The sequence below is a fragment of the Kosakonia sp. genome (assembly GCF_032104925.1).
In the GTDB taxonomy this organism is placed as follows: domain Bacteria; phylum Pseudomonadota; class Gammaproteobacteria; order Enterobacterales; family Enterobacteriaceae; genus Kosakonia.
In genome coordinates this window covers 253310-271421 of record NZ_DAMCGF010000002.1, presented here as the reverse complement: position 1 = coordinate 271421, position 18112 = coordinate 253310, and the positions used below count along the sequence as shown (strand labels likewise).

Here is an 18112-nt window from a genome sequence, read left to right as displayed (position 1 = left end):
AAATGGCTCTCAGCTCTCAACCGAACGGATGGCAGCATCCAGATTATCCGGGTGTAAATTCGCGCGAAGAAACGCCGCGTCTGCAGGCAGGTCGATCATCAAATGGTGGATTTCTCCAAATGTCAGCGTGCCGCTTTCAAGCTGGTAATCCAGCAGGTGTCCGCCGCCGTGACGATCGTCCGTAATAAAGTGCTCGTGATAGCCGGCCACATTAATGCCCTGCATATGCTGGGGTGTGCGGAACCCAACCAGCACGCCATCGCGCCCGTTAAAACGGAACACCGGTTGATCATCAAGCACATCGGTCATAGCGCGATAAGGCGGCGTCTGGCGTGGAACGGTGCGGGTGTGTGCATGGCGAAAATGGCCATCAATACGCAGCGCGCAGAAAATGTTATCGGAGGGGATCGCTTTATCGATGATGTCGTGCAGTTGCTGGCGGCTGGCTGGTTTGTCGAGCTCAACGCGATGCTGCGGTTTAAACCAGGTCATTACCGCGAACGGCGTTTTTTGCTGTGGGCTAGCCTCACGGGCACTGCCATCAGCACGCAACTGGTAAACCTCACTGTTGAACGCAATTAATTCGCCATCCAGCTCGTTAAAAGTGCCAAGACCAAAATCACCGTGATTAAGTAAATCCTCAATCGTGGTATTTCCTTCGTAAACACCGCTTAATAGCGCACTCATTAGTGATGTTTGATATATCACACATTCTGGGCGAGTTTCTGAAAAGGCACGAAATGTTTCCCGTAGACTTTCCTCGCAAGAACAACCGGTTAGATGACTCATTATCCTTTACCTCGCTGAGCAGTCGTTTAGAAAAGCTGATTAATTATTGACGCGATTCAGCGATAGATTCCAATATACAAAGCATCAGGGTTTGAGATGTTTTTAATATGGAACTCCGTTATCTACGCTATTTTGTTGCCGTTGCGCAGACGCAACATTTCACCCGTGCCGCAGAAATGCTGGGCATGTCGCAACCGCCATTAAGTCAGCAAATTCGTCGTCTTGAGCAGGAAGTGGGCACACCGCTTTTTTACCGGCAAACTCGCAGCGTTGAGCTCACCGAAGCGGGTGAAGCGTTTTATGAAGATGCCTGCCAAATCATCGCGTTGAGCGATGCGGCAATGGAAAAAGCGAAAGGAATTGCGCGGGGAATTAATGGAAAATTGTACCTTGGCGTGACCAGCTCCAATGCGTTTCACACGCAGATTTTTTCCGCGCTTCGCCAGTTTCAGCAAAGCTATCCGCAGGTGGCGCTGTATCAAAAAGAGGACAATATGGCGACGCTGATGCAGGAGCTGGAAGAGGGGCTGATTGATGTCGCCTTTGTGCGCCTGCCGTGCGAAAACAGCAAAATGTTCAACCTGAAATTGATCGATGAAGAGCCGATGGTGCTGGCGTTACACCGTTCGCATCCGCTTGCCACGAAAGCAGATATCTCGCTTAACGAATTGCAGCAAACACCGTGTATTATCTTCCCTCAGCAGGTCGCACCGGGTCTGTATGAACTGGTGTACAACGCCTGTCTGCGTGCGGGTATTGATATGGAAAATCAGCAACAAGCGTCGCAGTTCTCCTCTTCGCTGAGCATGGTGGCCGCGGGTTTCGGTTTCGCCATCGTTCCGCAATCCATGGCCTGTTTCAGCCACCCGCAAGTGACATTTCACCGGATGGCGGAACAGACATTAAAAACGGATGTGGCGCTGGCGTGGCGCAAGTTCGAGCGATCGCCTGCTGTAAAACGTTTTATTGAGAACTTTTAAAAACGCCCGCCGCAAAGCAGGCGTGAATTGTTTAGCTGCGATGGGTATTCACAACCTGGCCAATCCCCTTCCCTTCCAGCGCTTCGTTGGGATCGGCAAAGAAATCGATATTGAAGTAGGTGTCATCGGTTAACAGTTCAATATGGTGCCAGTATTGCGGCGGGCTAATGCCAAAATGCCCGGCTTCAATCACCAATTCCACTTCCGGCGTGGTGTCATGCTCACTGGCAAAACCAAAATATTTCACGGCCCCCTGCATCACCGACAAACGGCCATAGACCCCTTTTTTGGTGTTGTGATGGGTGAGCAGCGCCTGTGGAACCGTCTCTTTCGTCCAGAAAGGCGTTGAGCGGGTATGACGGAAATGAACAGGAATTTGATGCGCCATAATACCTCCTGAGGCCGCTTCGATTACCAGCCGCACACGTTAGTTTCTTCGTCCGATTCATAGCCGCGAACGATATTAATCAACTCTTTCACCGCGTCTGCGGCATTAAGCGGATCTTTCAGCTCATTAAGCGAGGAAAACTCTTTATCCACTGAAACCCCGTTATTATTGTTAGTCACCGTCAGGATAATTTCACTGGAACTTTCTTTAGCGTCAGTAAGACCCGCAATCAGTTCCGCAACCGCCTGTACAGCAACATCAGGAACATATAACGACATTGGCTTGAGATAGACCTTTTCCTGCGTCTCATTGTTAGCACGGTTAGAAACTGCTAAAGAATAACCTTTGTTTTCAGTCGTCATCAGAATTACCTCAGCCTTCAATCAAAATTTTCGGGTCAACATAGAAATCGACGCTAAATATCGTATCGTCGCTTAATGCTTCAATGTTGTGCCATTTTTCCGGCGGGAAAACGCCAAATTCACCGGCATTAATCGTTAATGTCTCTACCGGTTGTGGGCTGGTTTCATCGGCGTAACCGTAATAGCGGATCGCCCCTTGCAGCACACTCAAACGCGGGTAGACGCCCTGGCGTGTTCCGGCATCGAGATGGCGTTTCCAGATGGACGCCGGGGCGGTTTCTTTGGTCCAGAACGGCGTCGAACGGGTGTGGACATAGTTCGCGGGTATCGCAATTCGTTGCATGTTTCATCCTCTTTGTGTCTCAGCAAAGCAGGTTTGCCGGGAGGGGGAAAAGCATTTGTTGCATATGATATACCTGTTTTATAATTTGTGGACTACTTTTTTTAGGGGTTATTTCCGCTGAATTTTGTTACTCAGAAAGGGTTATTGATAAATACACCATGACGGGGGAAAAATGACAGATAATTATTTATAAGCAGGAATCAACGCGCAATGAAAAGCAAATCCAAACTCAATTCTTTTTATTATGGCTTTCCCGTTTTTTTAGTCACTACGCAAGATAAAGATGGCAACACAAATATTTCAGCGGCATCCTCCTCTATTTCTTTGGGTGAGAAACTGATTATTGGCATCAGCAAAGGCGGTAAAACCTACAATAATTTATTGGCCGATTCAGACGCCGTGATCAATATTCCCGATCACACGCTTTGGGAAAAAGTAGAACAAATCGGCAAACTTACCGGCGGCGATAGCCTGTCGGAAAACCAAACCAAGTGGGGTGTTGAAATTTGCCACGATAAATTCACCAAAGCCGGGTTACACACAGAAGCCTCTGTCGATGTCGCGCCGCCGCGCGTTGCCGAGTGCCCAATCCAGGCGGAATGCCGCTTAGTTTCCACCAGCGATAAAGGCCGTTTTATGCTGGCTGAGCTGGATATCGTGAACTTATGGGTTGAAAACGCGCTGTTAAATGAAAATGGCATTGTTAATTCAGGCAAATGGAAACCGCTGATTTTCAATTTCCGTGAATACACTACCGTTGGCGATACGCTCGGGTTTAACGTGAAATACGGCAACTGATCTTCATAAATTGCCCCCGCTCACGGGGGCATAATCCTTTACTCCAGCAGCGTGTTATCCCAGCCGCTGAAAATCGCCGCCAGATTATATTGCGCGGCGTCCGCCTTGCTTAACTGGTATTTTGTACCGCCCTGTCCGGCGCCCGGACCACGGTTATCAAACTCATAAAAACGGCTGTCTTCCGGATAAAACCAGATCTTCTCCCCGGCTTTATCTTTGCCGGACATTTTATCCCAGCCGTAAATATGGTCGTCGATTTCGCAGTTGATAAATGCCGCCAGGCCAATGGCGTTCGGATCGGCATAGCGCCCGTCGCTGAATTGTGTTGTCGGATGCCACGGGCGACCCAGCGCGAAACTTTTCGCCGGAACGCCCGCTTCTTTGCTGAGCTTGCTGTTGATGATCAACAAGCCAAACTTCTCATCGGCCTGCGTCGCGGGCGCGGTGATATAGCCATACGGCGGGGCAATATCATTGCGGTTACGGGCGATAATCTCGCAGCGGTCAAACACCGCAATGCCGGGGCCAAAGATAAAGTCAACGTGCCCGCTCACTTCGCAATCGGTGAAATAACTGCGGCTTCCGCTCTTGCTGTAAAAGGTGTCCTGGTAACCTTCGAGCCGGACATGGCGGAAACGCGCTTTATCGACATTTTCCGACACCATCAGCGCCACCGCCTGCGTGTCTTTCAGCTTCTTCGCATCACCATCCGCCAGCGCGGCATTGGCCGGGAAATCAAAGCTATTGCGAATGGTCAGGTTTTCAATGGTCACGCCAGAGGCACGCACTTCCACCGTGCTGGTACGCCCGGTGCCGAGCTTCTGCCCGTCACTGCCTAATGCACCGGCGGGCGTATTCGCTTCAATCTGTGTTTGCTCTCTGGATTGCCCCACCAGCGTGACCGGTTTTTCAATCACCAGCCGTTCGTTCCAGCGCCCCTCTTTGACCAGGATCCGCCACGGCGTACCGCTGTCAGGCGCGGCGGCCAGCGCCTGGCTGATGGTGGCGAACTCACCGGCTTGCGGCGCAGTGGAGACAATGGCGTTCCACTCGCTCGCCTGAGCGGAAACGCTGATACACGCCAGCAACAGCGCGGAATAGTGCAGTGAACAGTGCAGTGTTTTCATCGGTCTCTCCTTAGGGTTTTAGTTTGTCAGCAAGCGAGGTCAATTCAGGTGTGGTCCGGATTAGATCAGCTACCATCGATGCGACAGCTTCTGCACCTTGTTGCTGGAAATGGGTGGTATCAGGATTGCTGCGAATCCCGGAAGTTTGCGTTTTATACCAGGGGTAGCGCGGGTCGTTCACATCCACAGCCAGCCAGTAATCCATCCAGTCGCTGGCGTGCGCATTGGCGAAATCGATGGTCGCTTTTTCCAGATCAATAAGCGGCACGTGGTTGCGTTGGGCGGTCTGTTTGATGGTGTCGATGTAGTTTCCGGCAAAGCGGTAACCCGGCTTTTTCACCGTGTAATGAGTGCTGACCACCACATCGTCGGCACCCTGCTGAAAAGCCGTTTTCCCGGCGCGGTTTTTTACCCGCGTGGTTGGTGTCAACAGCACCGGCGTCGCGCCCGCTGCACGCGCCAGCGTGATATAGCGCTCCAGCGAGTGCTGGAACGACAACAATGGTTCCCCCGGCGGAAACTGCGGATTGCCGCTGGCATCATTGGGATAGGTGCAGAGGTTTTTCACGTCGGCCGCGCCGCGCACCGCTTTATCGCCATCGCAGTTTTGATCGTTATGACCATGGGCGATAAAAACATAGTCGCCAGGGCGCAAATCACGCGCCATTTGCTGGTACCAGCCTTCGTTGTAGAAATCGCGGCTGGAGCGCCCGGAACGCGCACCGTTAAGCACCACAACGCCGCTGTCGGCGCGAAACGCGTGCTGGAAAACTTGCCCCCAGCCCATGCGCGGTAAACGGGCGACTTCATAGGTGGCGGCGGTGGAGTCACTGACCAGCAAAATACGCGTTTTCGCGCTACTGATAGCCTGCCGGTCGCGTAGCGCACGCGGCAAATCTAACGGTTCCCACGGCCCGCTGTTCTGTAAACCGACAATCGGACGAAAGGCGCTGTCGGTCAGCACTGCCGCGCCCGCCTCGCCGCTGTTGTTGTCATAGTTACGATTGTGGTTAATCACCGACAAAATCCGCGCCATACCGTTGCCGGTGCGAATGGGGGTCTGCACCGGATCGGCGGTTTGCGCATTCAGGCCAGATAAACGCAACGCATCGGCCATGCCATGCCGAAAGTTAGCCAGCGGCCCGGCCAGCAAACCGGCATTCAGCTTGCTGTTATCACCGCGCTCAACCCACTGCTGTGGGCCGATATAGCCCAACTGACCGGCCACTTCGGAGACCAGTCTGTCGGTAAAGGGGGTGATATTAGCGGTATTGCGGCGCTCTTTTTGCAGCGTAATCCGTAGCGAGGCCATGCAGCGCGCCCGCGGTTCATCGCTTCGCAAACACGACTCAGCGCCGCCCGTGCTCTGGGTGGCGGAAAGGGTTAACGGTGGTGTGAGGGCATCAACCGCTAGCGAATAGCGTCCATCGCTGCGCGTTTTGGTGGTAAGGCGCTTGCCTGAACTGTCGGTCACCGTTACCGGAGCGCCCGCCAGCGGCGCGTCGGCGAAAACCGCGCCTTCAAGTATCGTTGCCGCATTCGCCATCGCTGGCAGGCAACAAAACAGCACACTAAGTCCCAGAGGGTATTGCATGGATCATTCTCCTGAAACAGGTTCTCCCGGCAGGCTGCACCGGTGTAATCGCGCGTTTCTGTTTCTGGAAAATGTGGCCAAGAGTGAACGCCATCAGGCATTACGGGTCAACAAAGGCTTTTATTTTTATGGCGATACAAAACGAAACGAAGTTTTACACATGTGAAAACATCGTTTTGAGATCGGTCTCAAGAATATGACAATTGATAAACAAACCCGGCGTTAACCGGGCATTACATTCAGCGGGGGAATACGCGGGCGCTACCGTTAACCTGTAGATTCACTTTCATGCCAGGTCGCCAGTCCGGGCGGGTGATGGCTTGTAATGTCAGGCGTTCGCCGGTTTGCGAAAACAGCAGCGTCAATGACGAAAGGTATCCGGCAAAATCCATATCGATAATTTGTGCCTGCGGGTAGGTTTGATGCTCATTGCACGGCACCACACTTACCTGCTCCGGGCGCAACATAATGCGCTGAGCGCCAGAAAGCGCCGGGTTATCCACCGCCACATCGCCAAGCAGACAGTGCGCACGCCCTTGTGCCACATCGGCAGATAAAATCAGCGCATCACCCAAAAACAGCGCCGTCTCCTCATCAACCGGTTGCGAATAGACCGCGAACGGCGATCCCACCTGCGCAAAGCGGCCGTGGCGGATCACCACAATCTGGCTGGCGAAGGAGAGTGCTTCTTTCTGATCGTGAGTAACCAGAATGGATGCAACGCCGGCTTCAGTCAGCAAATCCGCCGTGGCTTTACGCGTGGCGGCGCGCAGACCAGTGTCCAGCGCCGAGAACGGTTCGTCGAGCAACATCAGCGCCGGTTTCTGCGCCAGCGCTCTGGCCAGCGCCACACGTTGCTGCTGACCACCGGAGATCTCATGCGGCCAGCGCGCCGCCAGCTTGCTGTCCAGCGACACCATCGCCATTAACTCGTCGACACGGCGTTGCTTCTCGTGGCGCGAACCTTTAAGCCCCCAGGCAATGTTTTCTCCGACGCGAAGGTGCGGAAACAGCGCGCCTTCTTGCGGCACAAAGCCAATGTTGCGTTGGTGAGCCGGGACAAACTGGCCGTCGCCAAACAAGGTTTTTCCCTGCAACTCGATACGCCCGCTGTCCGGCATTTCAAACCCGGCGATCAAACGCAGCAGCGTGGTTTTCCCCGACCCGGACGGGCCGACAATCGCCGTGCGGCTACCCGCAGGAATCACCAGATTCACGTCATCAAGCACGCGCGCAGCGGCAAAGCTTTTCGAAATTGTTGCCAGTTCTAACATCTTAAAGACCCGAAAGTTTTTGTGATTGCTTATACAGCAGGCCGGTCAACGGCAAGGAGATCAAAATCATCAGCAACGCATAAGGTGCCGCCGCCACGTAGTCGATCTCGCTGGTCAGCGCCCAGAACCCTGTCGCCAGCGTGCGCGTGCCAAGCGGGGAAAGCAGCAGCGTGGCGGTCAGTTCCGTGCTCACACCCAGAAAGACTAATGCCGCCGCAGTGGAAGCACCCGGTGCAGCCAGCCGCAGCGTAACACTCACCAGCGCTCTGCCAGGCGAGGTACCAAGGCTTTGCGCCACCTGCTCAAGCTCGACCGGCGCTTGCGCAATCCCGGCGCGTAAGTTGATTAATGCTCTGGGCATAAACATCAACAGCCAGGCGAGAAACAGCGTCACTTCGGTCTGGTAAATCGGGCGCGCGTAATGAATGGTCACGGTAACCAGCGCCAGCGCCACCACAATGCCGGGCAATGCGCTGGTGATGTAATTACAGCCTTCGAGAAAGCGAAATACGCGGCGCGGATGGCGCACCGAGAGCCACGCCGTCGGAATGGCGAACGCGGTGGTGATCAGCGCCCCGCAAACGGCCAGAAAAAGAGTCTGGCGCAGTGAAAGCCAGAGATCCGCGCGGTGCCAGTTATCAAACCCGCCGAGCCACAACCAGCGGCCGAGCACAGCAATCGGCGTACCGAACGACAGCGCCACCGTGCACGCCGCCAGCAATAACCCCAGCCCACAGCCCCAGCGCCCAAGTGCGCGGCGTTGTTGCTTGCGCGCTGACCCTGAGCCCACCCGCGCATAGCGCGCTTTGCCGCGCGCCGCCGTCTCCAGCAGCAGCAACGCCAGGCAGCAGAGCGCCAGCACACCGGCGAGCATATTGGCGGCCGGGCCGCTGAACGTTGACTGAAACTGATCGTAAATCGCGGTGGTGAAGGTATCGAAGCGGATCATCACAAACAGGCCATATTCCGCCAGTAAGTGCAGCGCCACCAGCAGCGCACCGCCACAAAGCGCCAGCCGGAGCTGGGGTAAGATCACGCGAAAAAAGATCCGCCACGGCGGGGTGCCAAGCGATGCCGCAACATCCTCAAGGCTGGGATCGAGGCGGCGCAACACCGCCGCGACCGGCATATAAATAAACGGAAAATAGGCCAGCACGGCGATAAACACCGCCGCGGGTAATCCATTAAACCCAGGCAAAACGCTCACCCAGGCATAGCTTTGTACAAACGCCGGGATCGCCAGTGGCGCAACCGCCAGCACGGCCCATATGCGCCGGCCGGGCAGCGACGTCCGTTCGGTGAGCCACGCCAGCGACGTGCCAAGCGCGACGCTGGCGGGTACAGCAAGTGCAATGAGCCAGAAGGTGTTGACGAGCAATTCACCCACACGCGGGCGAAAAATGAGCGCCTGCACCGTCGCCCAGCCGGTATCAATACCGACACCGATGACAAAACCAACGGGCAGTAAGGCCAGTGCCGCGACAAAAAGGGCAAATACCACCAGCACCCACGAAGGGCGGTGCCGGGCGGCATGGCTGGCCGCATTGCTAGCCGCCGGGAGACTTAAACTGGACATCAGGCACTCTTTCCTGCGTGATTACAAAAGACCGGCTTCGGTCATTAACTCGCTGACTTTTTTGCTGTTAAGCGCAGAGGGTTCCACTTTCGGTGCGTCTAATTGCGCCAGCGGAACCAGTTTTTCGTTAGATGCCGCACCTTCGCCTACTGCGTATTCAAACGCATTGTTGGTACGCAGCATTTCCTGGCCCTGCTTGCCGGTTATCCATTTGATAAACGCCTGCGCCTGTTTCTGGTGTTTGCTGGACGCTAAAACGCCGCCGCCAGAGACGCTGACGAACGCGCCCGGATCCTGATGTTTAAAGTAGTGAAGCTGGGTGTTTTTGCTGTTCTCGCCGGTTTTCGCCTGATCGACAAAGTAGTAGTAGTGATAAATCACGCCGCCGTCGATTTGTCCGGCATTGACCGCTTTCATCACCGTGCTGTTGCCTTTGTAAGGCACAAAGTTAGTTTTCATCGCTTTCAGCCAGTCCAGCGTGGCTTTTTCACCCTTCAGGGTCAGCATCGCGCTGACAATGGCCTGGAAATCAGCGCCTGAAGGCGACGCCGCCCAGCGGCCTTTCCATTCCGGTTTGGCTAAATCCATGATCGATGCAGGTAACTGCGAAGCAGAAAGTTTCGTCGGGTTATAGACAAAAATGGTGCTGCGCGCGGCAATACCAATCCAGCGACCATGCGCCGGGCGGAACTGCGCCGGAACTTGTTTCAGCGTATCCGCATTGAGCGGCGCAAAAAGCCCGGCGTTGTCGACCAGCGTCATCGCCGGGGAGTTTTCCGTCAGAAACACATCCGCTGGCGAAACGTTGCCTTCCTGCACCAGTTGATTACCCAGCTCCGTGTCGCCGCCGTTACGCAACGTGACTTTGATGCCGGTTTCTTTGGTGAATTCGTCGACCCAGGATTTTGTCAGGTTTTCGTGCTGCGCGTTATAGACCACGATACCGTCGTCGTTATCGGCGGCGAGCGCCGCGGGAGCAGCAAAAACTGAAGAGATGACCAGTGCAAGTGAACAGAGCGGCAAAAAGCGGTTCTTCATCATCATTCCTTTTAAATTATGTGTAACAGTCAGCACATACGAGCCGGGCTGGATTTTAATCGTAGCGGAAATGAAATGAGAATCAAAACTATTATCAGAAGAATGAGTTTGAAATTAAATATCATCAAAAATTAAAAAATGAATTAATCCACTAATTCACAATTGCAAGATACGCAGAAGATTAAGGCAACCTTAACATCAGGTTAAATGTTTCATATATTATCAATCCAGCGAATCAGACAACCGTGGCTATCTTTTCCATGAATAACAAATTAACATCAGATTGAGTGGGTTTAATACCAAACATCGCAAAACAACCTGCACAGGTAAGACAAATTATTATGAAAAATAAAAAGATAGATACAATGGCAAAAGTGGCTATGCGCAGCAGGGGATTGTCTGTAAAAGAAAAGCGCGTGCGTTATCAGGGTAAGATATTTACCTTTAAATATGTTTCAGGCCACTATGAAATCTTTTTCGAAGGCGAAAAAGTGGACGCCATCGAAACAGATAACATCAATCAGGCGATTGCGGATTTTAAAGAAAAGCATAACAAAACGAAGCGCTAACCCGCGCTAAAATACCTTTTCACTTGCCGTAAACGCATCAAGCAATAAATACCAGCAACCTTATTATACCGGGCGGTATCGTTATCGAACCCGGTGCCCTCCCCGCCCTTTGTCTGTTCAGATTCACGGTCAAAAACCCTAAAATTCTCATGGAAATCACCGGGTTATTCCAACATTTTTTTACATAAAGCGTTTACATGGTAACGATAATTCATATCATCTTGATAATCGCTATCAACAAATAGCGATATTGCTTGCGGCCGGGAGGATCAGCGCCGCCGTACTTCTGTTAAATCAGGATCACCATAACAATGAAATCTCGTTATCTTTGGGCATTAACTCCTTGTTTATTCATGATGTTTTCCGCTCACGCCTCGGCGGAAGGTCAAAAAGAAGAGACGCTGGTGGTTGCCGCCAGCCGCGCAAACCACAGCGTTACGGATATGGCGCAAACCACCTGGGTCATTGAACAGGCTGAAATTGAGCAGCAGGTTCAGGGTGGAAAAGAGTTAAAAGAGGTACTGGCGCAGTTAATTCCCGGGATGGACGTCAGCAGCCAGGGACGCACTAATTACGGCATGAATTTGCGCGGCCGTTCAATGATGGTGATGGTAGATGGTGTACGTCTGAACTCGTCCCGCAGCGATAGCCGCCAGCTCGATGCTATTGATCCGTTTAACATTGCGCGCATCGAAGTTATCTCCGGCGCGACATCGCTGTACGGCGGCGGCAGTACCGGCGGTTTAATCAATATTGTCACCAAAAAAGGCCAGCCGGAAACCGAGGTTGAGTTCCAGACCGGCACGAAAAGCGGTTTTAACAGCCATAACGATCACGACGAGAACATCGCGGCTGCGGTCAGCGGCGGTAACGATAACGCGTCGGGTCGCCTCTCGGTGGCGTACCAGCGCTATGGCGGCTGGTACGACGGCAAAGGCAATGAAGTGATCATTGATAACACGCAAACCGGTTTGCAGTACTCAGACCGCCTGGATGTAATGGGTACCGGCACGCTGAATATCGACGATCATCAGCAGTTACAGCTCACCACGCAGTATTACAAAAGCCAGTCTGACGGTAAGCACGGCCTTTTCCTTGGCGAAAACTTCTCGGCGGTGCGCGGCTCCGGCAACGCTTACAACAAAAGCAATCTAGATTCCGACCGCATCCCCGGCACCGAACGCCACTTAATTAACCTGCAATACGCCAACAGCGATTTCTGGGGCCAGGATTTACTGGCGCAGATTTACTACCGTGACGAAAGCCTGACCTATTATCCCTTCCCGACGCTTTCCGGCGGCTCGGTGACCAGCATTGGCGCATCGCAGCAAAAAACCGATTTCTACGGCGGCAAACTCACTCTCAACAGCAAACCGCTGGAAGATCTGACATTGACCTGGGGCGTGGACGCCGAACATGAAACGTTCGATGCCAACCAGCAATTTTTCAATCTCAGCAACGCCGCCGCCAGCGGTGGGATGAAACTGGATAACGCTTATAACGTCGGGCGCTATCCCGGCTACAGCATCACGAACCTCGCGCCGTTCCTGCAAAGCAGCTATGACATTGCGGCCATCACCCTGAGCGGTGGCGTGCGCTACCAGTACACGGAAAACAGAGTCGACGACTTTGTGGGCTACGCGCAGCAGCAAGCCATCGCCACCGGCAAGGCGATCTCGGCAGACGCGGTGCCAGGCGGCAAAACGGATTACAACAATCTGCTGTTCAACGCCGGCATCCTCGGTCATCTGAGCGAACGCCAGCAGGTGTGGTTTAACTTCTCGCAAGGCTTTGAAATCCCGGACCTGGCGAAATATTACGGTTCCGGCACCTACAAGCTCGAAAATGGCCACTACCGTCTGGTTAACAGCGTCAACGTTAATGATTCGAAGCTGGACGGCATTAAAGTGAATGCCTACGAGCTGGGCTGGCGCTTTACCGGCGATAGCCTGCGTACGCAGATCGCCGCGTACTACTCGCTTTCGGATAAAACCATCAACATCAACAAAAGCGACATGACCATCAATATTGAAGATGATCAGCGTCGTATTTACGGTGTGGAAGGTCAGGTCGATTACTTCTTTAGCAACAGCGAGTGGAGCACCGGTGCAAACTTTAACGCCATCAAGTCGCAAACCCGCGTCGATGGCAAGTGGCAGAAACTGACCGTGGATAGCGCCAGCCCGTCGAAAATGAGCGCGTGGGTCAACTGGGCGCCAGGCGACTGGACGTTACGCCTGCAAAGCACGCAGACCTTTGATCTTTCTGACGCCGATGGGAAACATATTGACGGGTACAACACCGTTGACCTGCTCGGCAGCTACCTTCTGCCCGTCGGTAAGTTGAGCTTTAGCGTTGAAAACCTGCTGGACGAAGATTACACCACCGCGTGGGGACAACGCGCACCGGGTTTATACAGCCCAACCTACGGCGCAGCGGGTTTATATACCTATAAAGGCCGCGGCCGTACGTTTGGCCTGAATTATTCCGTTCTGTTCTGATGAGATGTGCCGCCTGTATTTCAGGCGGTACATTGCGTTTTATTCATGCCCAATAAAACGCAAACAAGCCGATATCCTCAGCCATTATTTTGCTGAAAATATATCGTGCTATTTTTGCCTTAAGCCAAATAGATGACTGAGGCTATTCTATTTTCCGGTCAGCGAATGCGTAATATAAGATATATTTAATCAACAACCGCTAAATATAAGGTCCAGATATAGATACCGGATTTCTACCGCTAACGTTAATGCCCCTGAAATAAGACAGGTTTTACGGGAGATCTTTATTGCATATCCGTCGGTTCAGATTCGCCCGCCGTTATCTGCTCTTGCTGCACGACCGCTTTCGCGTCCTGTTTGTGCTGTTCAGCCACGCGTTTCTCTTTCTGTAACTGCGCGGTGGCTAACTCTTGTTGCGTTACTTTTTTACCCGAAAACGCATCAACCATTTCCGTTCTGCCGTCCGGATATTTAACAATGGTCACCAGCCGTCCGCCGAATTGCGGAATACCGGTCATCGCCAGTGAATAATCAATTTCATGATTTTCCACCTTTTTCTTTTCCTGAACCTGCTGCTCGGCTTTTATCTCGTTGCTGTGTTTGTGCTTTTCTGCGCGGCTGGAGAGCGTCACTTTGGTGCTCTCATCATGCGAAGCGCTATTTGCCGCGCCGTTATCCGTATGAGCCGCCGATTTATGGTTTGTGTTTTCTTTTGTTGTGGCAAGGTGCGGGCTTGCCTGAATCGCCTGAATCTCCTGCATCATTATCTCCGCTATCAATGACCAGATATTCCGCCAAATGACTCTGCCTGAGCCGAAAAAAAGATCCTCATAACGATTATCGACAGGCAAAAGAAACAGATTAATAACAAATAGCGCTGAAGCTGGATGATTTACATACAAAAATTAAATAAGCACGCGATATTTAATAAAACAATAATTTTACTTAAATCAGTTGGATATTAAAAAATATACGTTAAGTCAGGGCATATAATTAAAAGCAGAAGCACCGCCCATTTTTATCACTAAATTTTAACAAACGAATGTCCATGTCAGCGCGCAACGTCTTAACGCCCGCATCGGCAAAATAACGCGACCGCTTTACTGCTTAACCGCATCGGCGGCAAAGCGACTTTCCCCTGCCTGCGGCATGCTGCTACTCTTTGAAACGCGAAAAAATATAAAATATCAGGAGTGAAAAATGAGCCAACAACCGCTACATGCCGCCCCGCTCAGTTGGGGTCATGGCCCACGCACGTTCGAAGTATTTATCGAACCTACTTGCCCTTTTTCTGTACGCGCGTTTAACAAACTGGACGCGCTGCTTCAACAGGTCGGCAAGGATAACGTCACGGTAAAAATCCGCCTGCAATCACAGCCGTGGCACCTGTTTTCCGGGGTAATTGTTCGCTGCATCCTCGCGGCATCGACGCTTGCGGACGGCAAAAACGCCGCGCGTAAAGTGTTGCAAGCGGTTGCCGATCATCGCGAAGAGTTTGAATTTACCGACCACTGCAGCGGCCCGAATATGCACGCCACGCCCCAGCAAATTATTGAACGCATCGAACAGTACAGCGGGGTGAAGCTGGCAGAGGCTTTTGCCCGCCCGGAACTGCAAACCGAGATCAAATGGCACAGCAAATACGCGCGCCAGAATGGCATTCATGTTTCGCCAACCTTTATGGTCAACGGGCTGGTGCAGGCCGACCTCGGTAGCGGCGACGATATCAACGTCTGGGCGCAGCGTATTCTCGCCTGAGGCGACTGCTACACTGCTTTGCAGGCGCTTAACTTCTTCAACACATCAACGAAAAGGCAGGCCAAAATGTCAGACAACTATCAGCCCCCCAAAGTCTGGACGTGGGATAAATCCGGCGGCGGCGCGTTTGCCAATATCAACCGCCCGGTTTCTGGCCCAACGCATGACAAAACATTGCCGGTCGGCAAACACCCGTTACAGCTCTATTCGCTCGGTACGCCGAACGGCCAGAAAGTGACCATCATGCTGGAAGAGTTACTGGCGAAAGGCGTCAGTGCCGCAGAGTACGACGCGTGGTTGATTCGCATCGGTGAAGGCGATCAATTCTCCAGCGGTTTTGTCGAGGTTAACCCGAACTCCAAAATCCCGGCGCTGCGCGACCACAGCACCACACCGCCGACGCGGGTGTTCGAATCCGGCGCGATCCTGCTCTATCTGGCGGAAAAATTCGGTCACTTCCTGCCAAAAGATCCGGCAAAACGCACTGAAACGCTGAACTGGCTGTTCTGGCTGCAAGGTTCCGCACCTTTCCTCGGCGGCGGTTTTGGCCACTTCTATAACTATGCGCCGGTGAAGATCGAGTACGCGATCAACCGCTTTACCATGGAAGCCAAACGCCAACTGGACGTGCTGGATAAGCAACTGGCACAGCACACATTTGTAGCCGGGGATGAGTACACCATCGCCGATATGGCCATCTGGCCGTGGTACGGCAACGTGGTGCTGGGCAATGTCTATAACGCGGCGGAATTCCTCGACGCGGGCAGCTACCAAAACGTCCAGCGCTGGGCGAAAGCGATTGCAGAGCGCCCGGCGGTGAAACGTGGGCGTATGGTTAACCGCACCTTCGGCGAGCCGAGTGAGCAACTGCACGAGCGCCACGACGCCAGCGATTTCGACACGCAAACTGAAGATAAACGCAACGCCTGATCTTGCCCACCGGGCGGCATTCCGCCCGGTTTCTCCCGCCTTTCTCCACACCTTCTGCTCTTTTTTTCACACCATATTTACATAACAGAAATAACTCGTAAGAATGCCTTTTATTTACCCGTAGCCCGCCAAATGTCTGAAAACGCGCTAAAACAGCAGATCCAGAATCTGAAGAAGCACAACGCCCGGCTGGTGCGGATCGCGCGCGATGCGCGCAATAAACTCAGCGCCGCGCTCGACGGCACCGGACTCTGTTTGTGGCAACTGGATGTGCCAAGCGGCAAGCTCATCATCTTTAACCGCCGCTGGGGAGCGATGCTTGGCTATCAACCCAAAGCACTGAGCGCCCATTTTGATGTCTGGCGCGAACACCTGCATGAAGATGACCGGCAACGGGTGCTGGATGCGTTTTACGACCATTTGCACGGCAAAACCCCGTTTTACGAAGCGTTGCACCGCATGCAGCATAAAAATGGCACCGTGACCTGGGTGCTCGATCGCGGTCGCGTCACCGACCGGGACGCCAGCGGCGCGCCGCTGAAAGTGACCGGCACGCACATTGATATGACCAAAGAGAAGCAGTACGAAGAGCAACTGGCTCTGCTTGCAAATCACGATCCGCTGACCGGCCTCGCGAACCGCCACGCGCTGTTGCAACACTTCGCTGAACTCAATCTCGCCGGGCCGCTGTGTGTGGCATTTATCGATCTCGATGATTTCAAAGCGGTAAACGATACGTTTGGCCACCGCAGCGGCGATGAGTTGCTGATCCAGCTCAGCCAGCGCCTGCGTACTGCCTGCCCGGAGGGAACCGTCATCGGGCGGCTTGGCGGCGATGAGTTTGTTCTGTTGCTACCCTTTGCGCTCAACAGCCTGCTGATTAACAGCACAGCGCATAGCTGTTTGCGCGCCATTCTCAGCCCCTTCGAGCTGGATAATGGCGAAGCGTCGGTAGGCGCATCGATAGGCATTGATGAAGTGCAAGCCGGGGATGATTTCGTTAATGCGCTGATGCGTGCCGATCGCGCGATGTATCACATTAAGCACACCGGTAAAAACGGCGCGGCTATCGGCAAAATCCTGATTTCGCTCTCGCCACGGCATGAGGAAACGCCATGAAGCACGCACGCCAGCAAGCGATTCTGCAGCTTCTCACCAGCCAGCACAGCATCACAACCCAGGCGCTGGCGGCGCAGCTGAATGTCAGTATTGAAACCATTCGCCGCGATCTCAACGCGCTGCAAACGGCGGGTAAAATTGTGCGTCGCCACGGTCTGGCGCGTACATTGCACGCAGCGTCGCATGATGACGGGGAGCCGTTTCGCGCCCGGCTAAAAAGCCATTACGCGGATAAAGCCGACATCGCCCGCCACGCACTGAACTGGATAGAAGCCGGGATGACGCTGGCGCTGGATGCCAGCTCCACCTGTTTTCATCTGGCGCGGCAGTTACCGGATATCCCGTTGACGGTGCTGACCAACAGTCTGCCGGTGTGCCAGGAGATGGCGCGCCGCGAACAGATTGAACTTATCTGCTCGGGTGGCCGTCTGGCGCGCACGGAGCGCTGCTATGTGAACCCGGCTCTCGCAAGTCTTCTGAAATCGCTGGAGATTGATCTGTTTATCTTCTCCTGCGAAGGCGTGGATGCACGCGGCGATATGTGGGATTCCACCCGCCACAATGCGGCGTTCAAAGCCCAGCTGTTACGCCGGGCGCAGCAATCATTGCTGTTGATTGATAAGAGTAAATTCTATCGCGCCAGCGAAGCGAAGATCGGCAATCTGGCGCAGGTCACGCAGATGGTGACCGACGCGAACATCGACGCGCTTCAGCGCTGAGGGGCAAACGCTTCGATCTCCATGTTGCGCAACGCTTCCAGTGTTGCCAGCGCTTCGTGTTCATCAATCACGCTCATCGCGAAACCGACATGCACCAGCACCCATTGCCCCAGCAATTCACTAGGTGAATCCTCGCACACCAGCGCGATATTGACGTCGCGGCGCACGCCGCACACATCCACCTGCGCCAGTTGATGAAAATCGTCGCCAACGGCCACCACCTGCCCCGGTACGCCTATACACATCG

The 18112-nt window shown here is 53.6% G+C and carries 20 protein-coding genes; 9 read left to right on the top strand and 11 right to left on the bottom strand.

All coding sequences use genetic code 11. The features are described from left to right. Nucleotides 1-9: 9 nt before the first annotated feature. Entirely contained in the window at nucleotides 10-789 is a 780-nt protein-coding gene (budA, locus tag RT644_RS04430; protein WP_045512191.1) for an acetolactate decarboxylase, read from the bottom strand. Nucleotides 790-896: 107 nt separating this feature from the next. On the opposite strand from budA, the gene RT644_RS04425 reads away from it, so the two are divergent. Next, a complete protein-coding gene (locus RT644_RS04425; RefSeq protein WP_313625930.1) occupies nucleotides 897-1769 on the top strand; it encodes a LysR family transcriptional regulator in 873 nt (290 codons plus the stop codon). Between the two features lie 31 nt (nucleotides 1770-1800). On the opposite strand, the gene RT644_RS04420 is transcribed toward RT644_RS04425, so the two are convergent. From RT644_RS04420 to RT644_RS04410, 3 genes are read right to left on the bottom strand one after another with little or no spacing between them, the layout of a single operon-like run. Further along, entirely contained in the window at nucleotides 1801-2157 is a 357-nt protein-coding gene (locus RT644_RS04420; RefSeq protein WP_313625928.1) for a DUF1971 domain-containing protein, read from the bottom strand. A gap of 23 nt (nucleotides 2158-2180) precedes the next feature. Further along, entirely contained in the window at nucleotides 2181-2519 is a 339-nt protein-coding gene (locus tag RT644_RS04415) for a DUF1869 domain-containing protein (RefSeq protein ID WP_269231761.1), read from the bottom strand. Between the two features lie 10 nt (nucleotides 2520-2529). Continuing rightward, on the bottom strand, nucleotides 2530-2862 hold the full coding sequence (locus RT644_RS04410) for a DUF1971 domain-containing protein (protein WP_045512182.1): 333 nt from the start codon (nucleotides 2860-2862) through the stop codon (nucleotides 2530-2532). 210 nt (nucleotides 2863-3072) lie between these two features. On the opposite strand from RT644_RS04410, the gene RT644_RS04405 reads away from it, so the two are divergent. Continuing rightward, nucleotides 3073-3660 (top strand): flavin reductase family protein, encoded by a 588-nt coding sequence (locus RT644_RS04405; RefSeq protein ID WP_313625925.1) that lies wholly within the window; start codon nucleotides 3073-3075, stop codon nucleotides 3658-3660. Between the two features lie 38 nt (nucleotides 3661-3698). Here the strand turns inward: RT644_RS04405 and RT644_RS04400 are convergent, their stop codons facing one another. After that, nucleotides 3699-4787, bottom strand: a complete 1089-nt coding sequence (locus RT644_RS04400; RefSeq protein WP_313625923.1) for a pectinesterase family protein — start codon at nucleotides 4785-4787, stop codon at nucleotides 3699-3701. Nucleotides 4788-4797: 10 nt separating this feature from the next. Next, nucleotides 4798-6381, bottom strand: a complete 1584-nt coding sequence (locus tag RT644_RS04395) for a rhamnogalacturonan acetylesterase (RefSeq protein WP_313625921.1) — start codon at nucleotides 6379-6381, stop codon at nucleotides 4798-4800. On the opposite strand from RT644_RS04395, the gene RT644_RS04390 reads away from it, so the two are divergent. After that, nucleotides 6380-6547 (top strand): hypothetical protein, encoded by a 168-nt coding sequence (locus tag RT644_RS04390; RefSeq protein ID WP_313625919.1) that lies wholly within the window; start codon nucleotides 6380-6382, stop codon nucleotides 6545-6547. The genes RT644_RS04395 and RT644_RS04390 overlap by 2 nt on opposite strands. 73 nt (nucleotides 6548-6620) lie before the next feature. Here the strand turns inward: RT644_RS04390 and RT644_RS04385 are convergent, their stop codons facing one another. Genes RT644_RS04385 through RT644_RS04375 form a run of 3 tightly spaced genes read right to left on the bottom strand, consistent with a single transcriptional unit; the run spans nucleotide 6621 to nucleotide 10269 of the window. After that, a complete protein-coding gene (locus tag RT644_RS04385; protein WP_313625917.1) occupies nucleotides 6621-7655 on the bottom strand; it encodes an ABC transporter ATP-binding protein in 1035 nt (344 codons plus the stop codon). 1 nt (nucleotide 7656) lies between these two features. Continuing rightward, nucleotides 7657-9231 (bottom strand): ABC transporter permease, encoded by a 1575-nt coding sequence (locus RT644_RS04380; RefSeq protein ID WP_170956323.1) that lies wholly within the window; start codon nucleotides 9229-9231, stop codon nucleotides 7657-7659. A 21-nt stretch (nucleotides 9232-9252) separates the two neighbouring features. Continuing rightward, on the bottom strand, nucleotides 9253-10269 hold the full coding sequence (locus RT644_RS04375) for an iron ABC transporter substrate-binding protein (RefSeq protein WP_313625914.1): 1017 nt from the start codon (nucleotides 10267-10269) through the stop codon (nucleotides 9253-9255). Nucleotides 10270-10610: 341 nt separating this feature from the next. Here RT644_RS04375 and RT644_RS04370 point away from each other — a divergent pair, with 341 nt between their 5' ends. Both RT644_RS04370 and RT644_RS04365 read left to right on the top strand, forming a co-directional pair. After that, complete coding sequence (locus RT644_RS04370; RefSeq protein WP_020455240.1) at nucleotides 10611-10838, top strand: hypothetical protein; 228 nt, start codon at nucleotides 10611-10613, stop codon at nucleotides 10836-10838. Nucleotides 10839-11149: 311 nt separating this feature from the next. Continuing rightward, the gene (locus RT644_RS04365; RefSeq protein ID WP_313625911.1) at nucleotides 11150-13339 is read left to right on the top strand and encodes a TonB-dependent siderophore receptor; all 2190 of its coding nucleotides are present in this window, start codon (nucleotides 11150-11152) and stop codon (nucleotides 13337-13339) included. A 284-nt stretch (nucleotides 13340-13623) separates the two neighbouring features. Here RT644_RS04365 and RT644_RS04360 read toward each other — a convergent pair whose 3' ends face one another. Beyond that, a complete protein-coding gene (locus RT644_RS04360) occupies nucleotides 13624-14103 on the bottom strand; it encodes a hypothetical protein (RefSeq protein ID WP_233500414.1) in 480 nt (159 codons plus the stop codon). A 436-nt stretch (nucleotides 14104-14539) separates the two neighbouring features. On the opposite strand from RT644_RS04360, the gene RT644_RS04355 reads away from it, so the two are divergent. The 4 genes from RT644_RS04355 to fucR all read left to right on the top strand — a co-directional run bounded on the left by RT644_RS04355 (nucleotide 14540) and on the right by fucR (nucleotide 17865). Next, complete coding sequence (locus RT644_RS04355; protein ID WP_313625908.1) at nucleotides 14540-15097, top strand: thioredoxin domain-containing protein; 558 nt, start codon at nucleotides 14540-14542, stop codon at nucleotides 15095-15097. A gap of 66 nt (nucleotides 15098-15163) precedes the next feature. Next, nucleotides 15164-16027, top strand: coding sequence for a glutathione-dependent disulfide-bond oxidoreductase (gene yghU, locus RT644_RS04350; RefSeq protein ID WP_020455244.1), 864 nt, complete (start codon nucleotides 15164-15166; stop codon nucleotides 16025-16027). Between the two features lie 132 nt (nucleotides 16028-16159). Next, nucleotides 16160-17146, top strand: a complete 987-nt coding sequence (locus RT644_RS04345) for a sensor domain-containing diguanylate cyclase (RefSeq protein WP_020455245.1) — start codon at nucleotides 16160-16162, stop codon at nucleotides 17144-17146. Beyond that, nucleotides 17143-17865: an L-fucose operon activator gene (gene fucR / locus RT644_RS04340; RefSeq protein WP_020455246.1), complete on the top strand. Its 723-nt coding sequence runs from the start codon at nucleotides 17143-17145 to the stop codon at nucleotides 17863-17865. The genes RT644_RS04345 and fucR overlap by 4 nt, the downstream gene beginning before the upstream one ends. On the opposite strand, the gene hybG is transcribed toward fucR, so the two are convergent. Then, nucleotides 17856-18110, bottom strand: a complete 255-nt coding sequence (gene hybG, locus RT644_RS04335) for a hydrogenase maturation factor HybG (protein ID WP_160268678.1) — start codon at nucleotides 18108-18110, stop codon at nucleotides 17856-17858. The two genes, fucR and hybG, sit on opposite strands and share 10 nt — an antisense overlap. Nucleotides 18111-18112: the final 2 nt, after the last annotated feature.

What these genes read in the sequence shown, in the direction of transcription:
- budA (WP_045512191.1), bottom strand. Translation starts at nt 789, where the DNA reads ATGAGTCATCTAACCGGTTGTTCTTGCGAGGAAAGTCTACGGGAAACA.
- RT644_RS04425 (WP_313625930.1), top strand. Translation starts at nt 897, where the DNA reads ATGGAACTCCGTTATCTACGCTATTTTGTTGCCGTTGCGCAGACGCAA.
- RT644_RS04420 (WP_313625928.1), bottom strand. Translation starts at nt 2,157, where the DNA reads ATGGCGCATCAAATTCCTGTTCATTTCCGTCATACCCGCTCAACGCCT.
- RT644_RS04415 (WP_269231761.1), bottom strand. Translation starts at nt 2,519, where the DNA reads ATGACGACTGAAAACAAAGGTTATTCTTTAGCAGTTTCTAACCGTGCT.
- RT644_RS04410 (WP_045512182.1), bottom strand. Translation starts at nt 2,862, where the DNA reads ATGCAACGAATTGCGATACCCGCGAACTATGTCCACACCCGTTCGACG.
- RT644_RS04405 (WP_313625925.1), top strand. Translation starts at nt 3,073, where the DNA reads ATGAAAAGCAAATCCAAACTCAATTCTTTTTATTATGGCTTTCCCGTT.
- RT644_RS04400 (WP_313625923.1), bottom strand. Translation starts at nt 4,787, where the DNA reads ATGAAAACACTGCACTGTTCACTGCACTATTCCGCGCTGTTGCTGGCG.
- RT644_RS04390 (WP_313625919.1), top strand. Translation starts at nt 6,380, where the DNA reads ATGGATCATTCTCCTGAAACAGGTTCTCCCGGCAGGCTGCACCGGTGT.
- RT644_RS04395 (WP_313625921.1), bottom strand. Translation starts at nt 6,381, where the DNA reads ATGCAATACCCTCTGGGACTTAGTGTGCTGTTTTGTTGCCTGCCAGCG.
- RT644_RS04385 (WP_313625917.1), bottom strand. Translation starts at nt 7,655, where the DNA reads ATGTTAGAACTGGCAACAATTTCGAAAAGCTTTGCCGCTGCGCGCGTG.
- RT644_RS04380 (WP_170956323.1), bottom strand. Translation starts at nt 9,231, where the DNA reads ATGTCCAGTTTAAGTCTCCCGGCGGCTAGCAATGCGGCCAGCCATGCC.
- RT644_RS04375 (WP_313625914.1), bottom strand. Translation starts at nt 10,269, where the DNA reads ATGAAGAACCGCTTTTTGCCGCTCTGTTCACTTGCACTGGTCATCTCT.
- RT644_RS04370 (WP_020455240.1), top strand. Translation starts at nt 10,611, where the DNA reads ATGAAAAATAAAAAGATAGATACAATGGCAAAAGTGGCTATGCGCAGC.
- RT644_RS04365 (WP_313625911.1), top strand. Translation starts at nt 11,150, where the DNA reads ATGAAATCTCGTTATCTTTGGGCATTAACTCCTTGTTTATTCATGATG.
- RT644_RS04360 (WP_233500414.1), bottom strand. Translation starts at nt 14,103, where the DNA reads ATGATGCAGGAGATTCAGGCGATTCAGGCAAGCCCGCACCTTGCCACA.
- RT644_RS04355 (WP_313625908.1), top strand. Translation starts at nt 14,540, where the DNA reads ATGAGCCAACAACCGCTACATGCCGCCCCGCTCAGTTGGGGTCATGGC.
- yghU (WP_020455244.1), top strand. Translation starts at nt 15,164, where the DNA reads ATGTCAGACAACTATCAGCCCCCCAAAGTCTGGACGTGGGATAAATCC.
- RT644_RS04345 (WP_020455245.1), top strand. Translation starts at nt 16,160, where the DNA reads ATGTCTGAAAACGCGCTAAAACAGCAGATCCAGAATCTGAAGAAGCAC.
- fucR (WP_020455246.1), top strand. Translation starts at nt 17,143, where the DNA reads ATGAAGCACGCACGCCAGCAAGCGATTCTGCAGCTTCTCACCAGCCAG.
- hybG (WP_160268678.1), bottom strand. Translation starts at nt 18,110, where the DNA reads ATGTGTATAGGCGTACCGGGGCAGGTGGTGGCCGTTGGCGACGATTTT.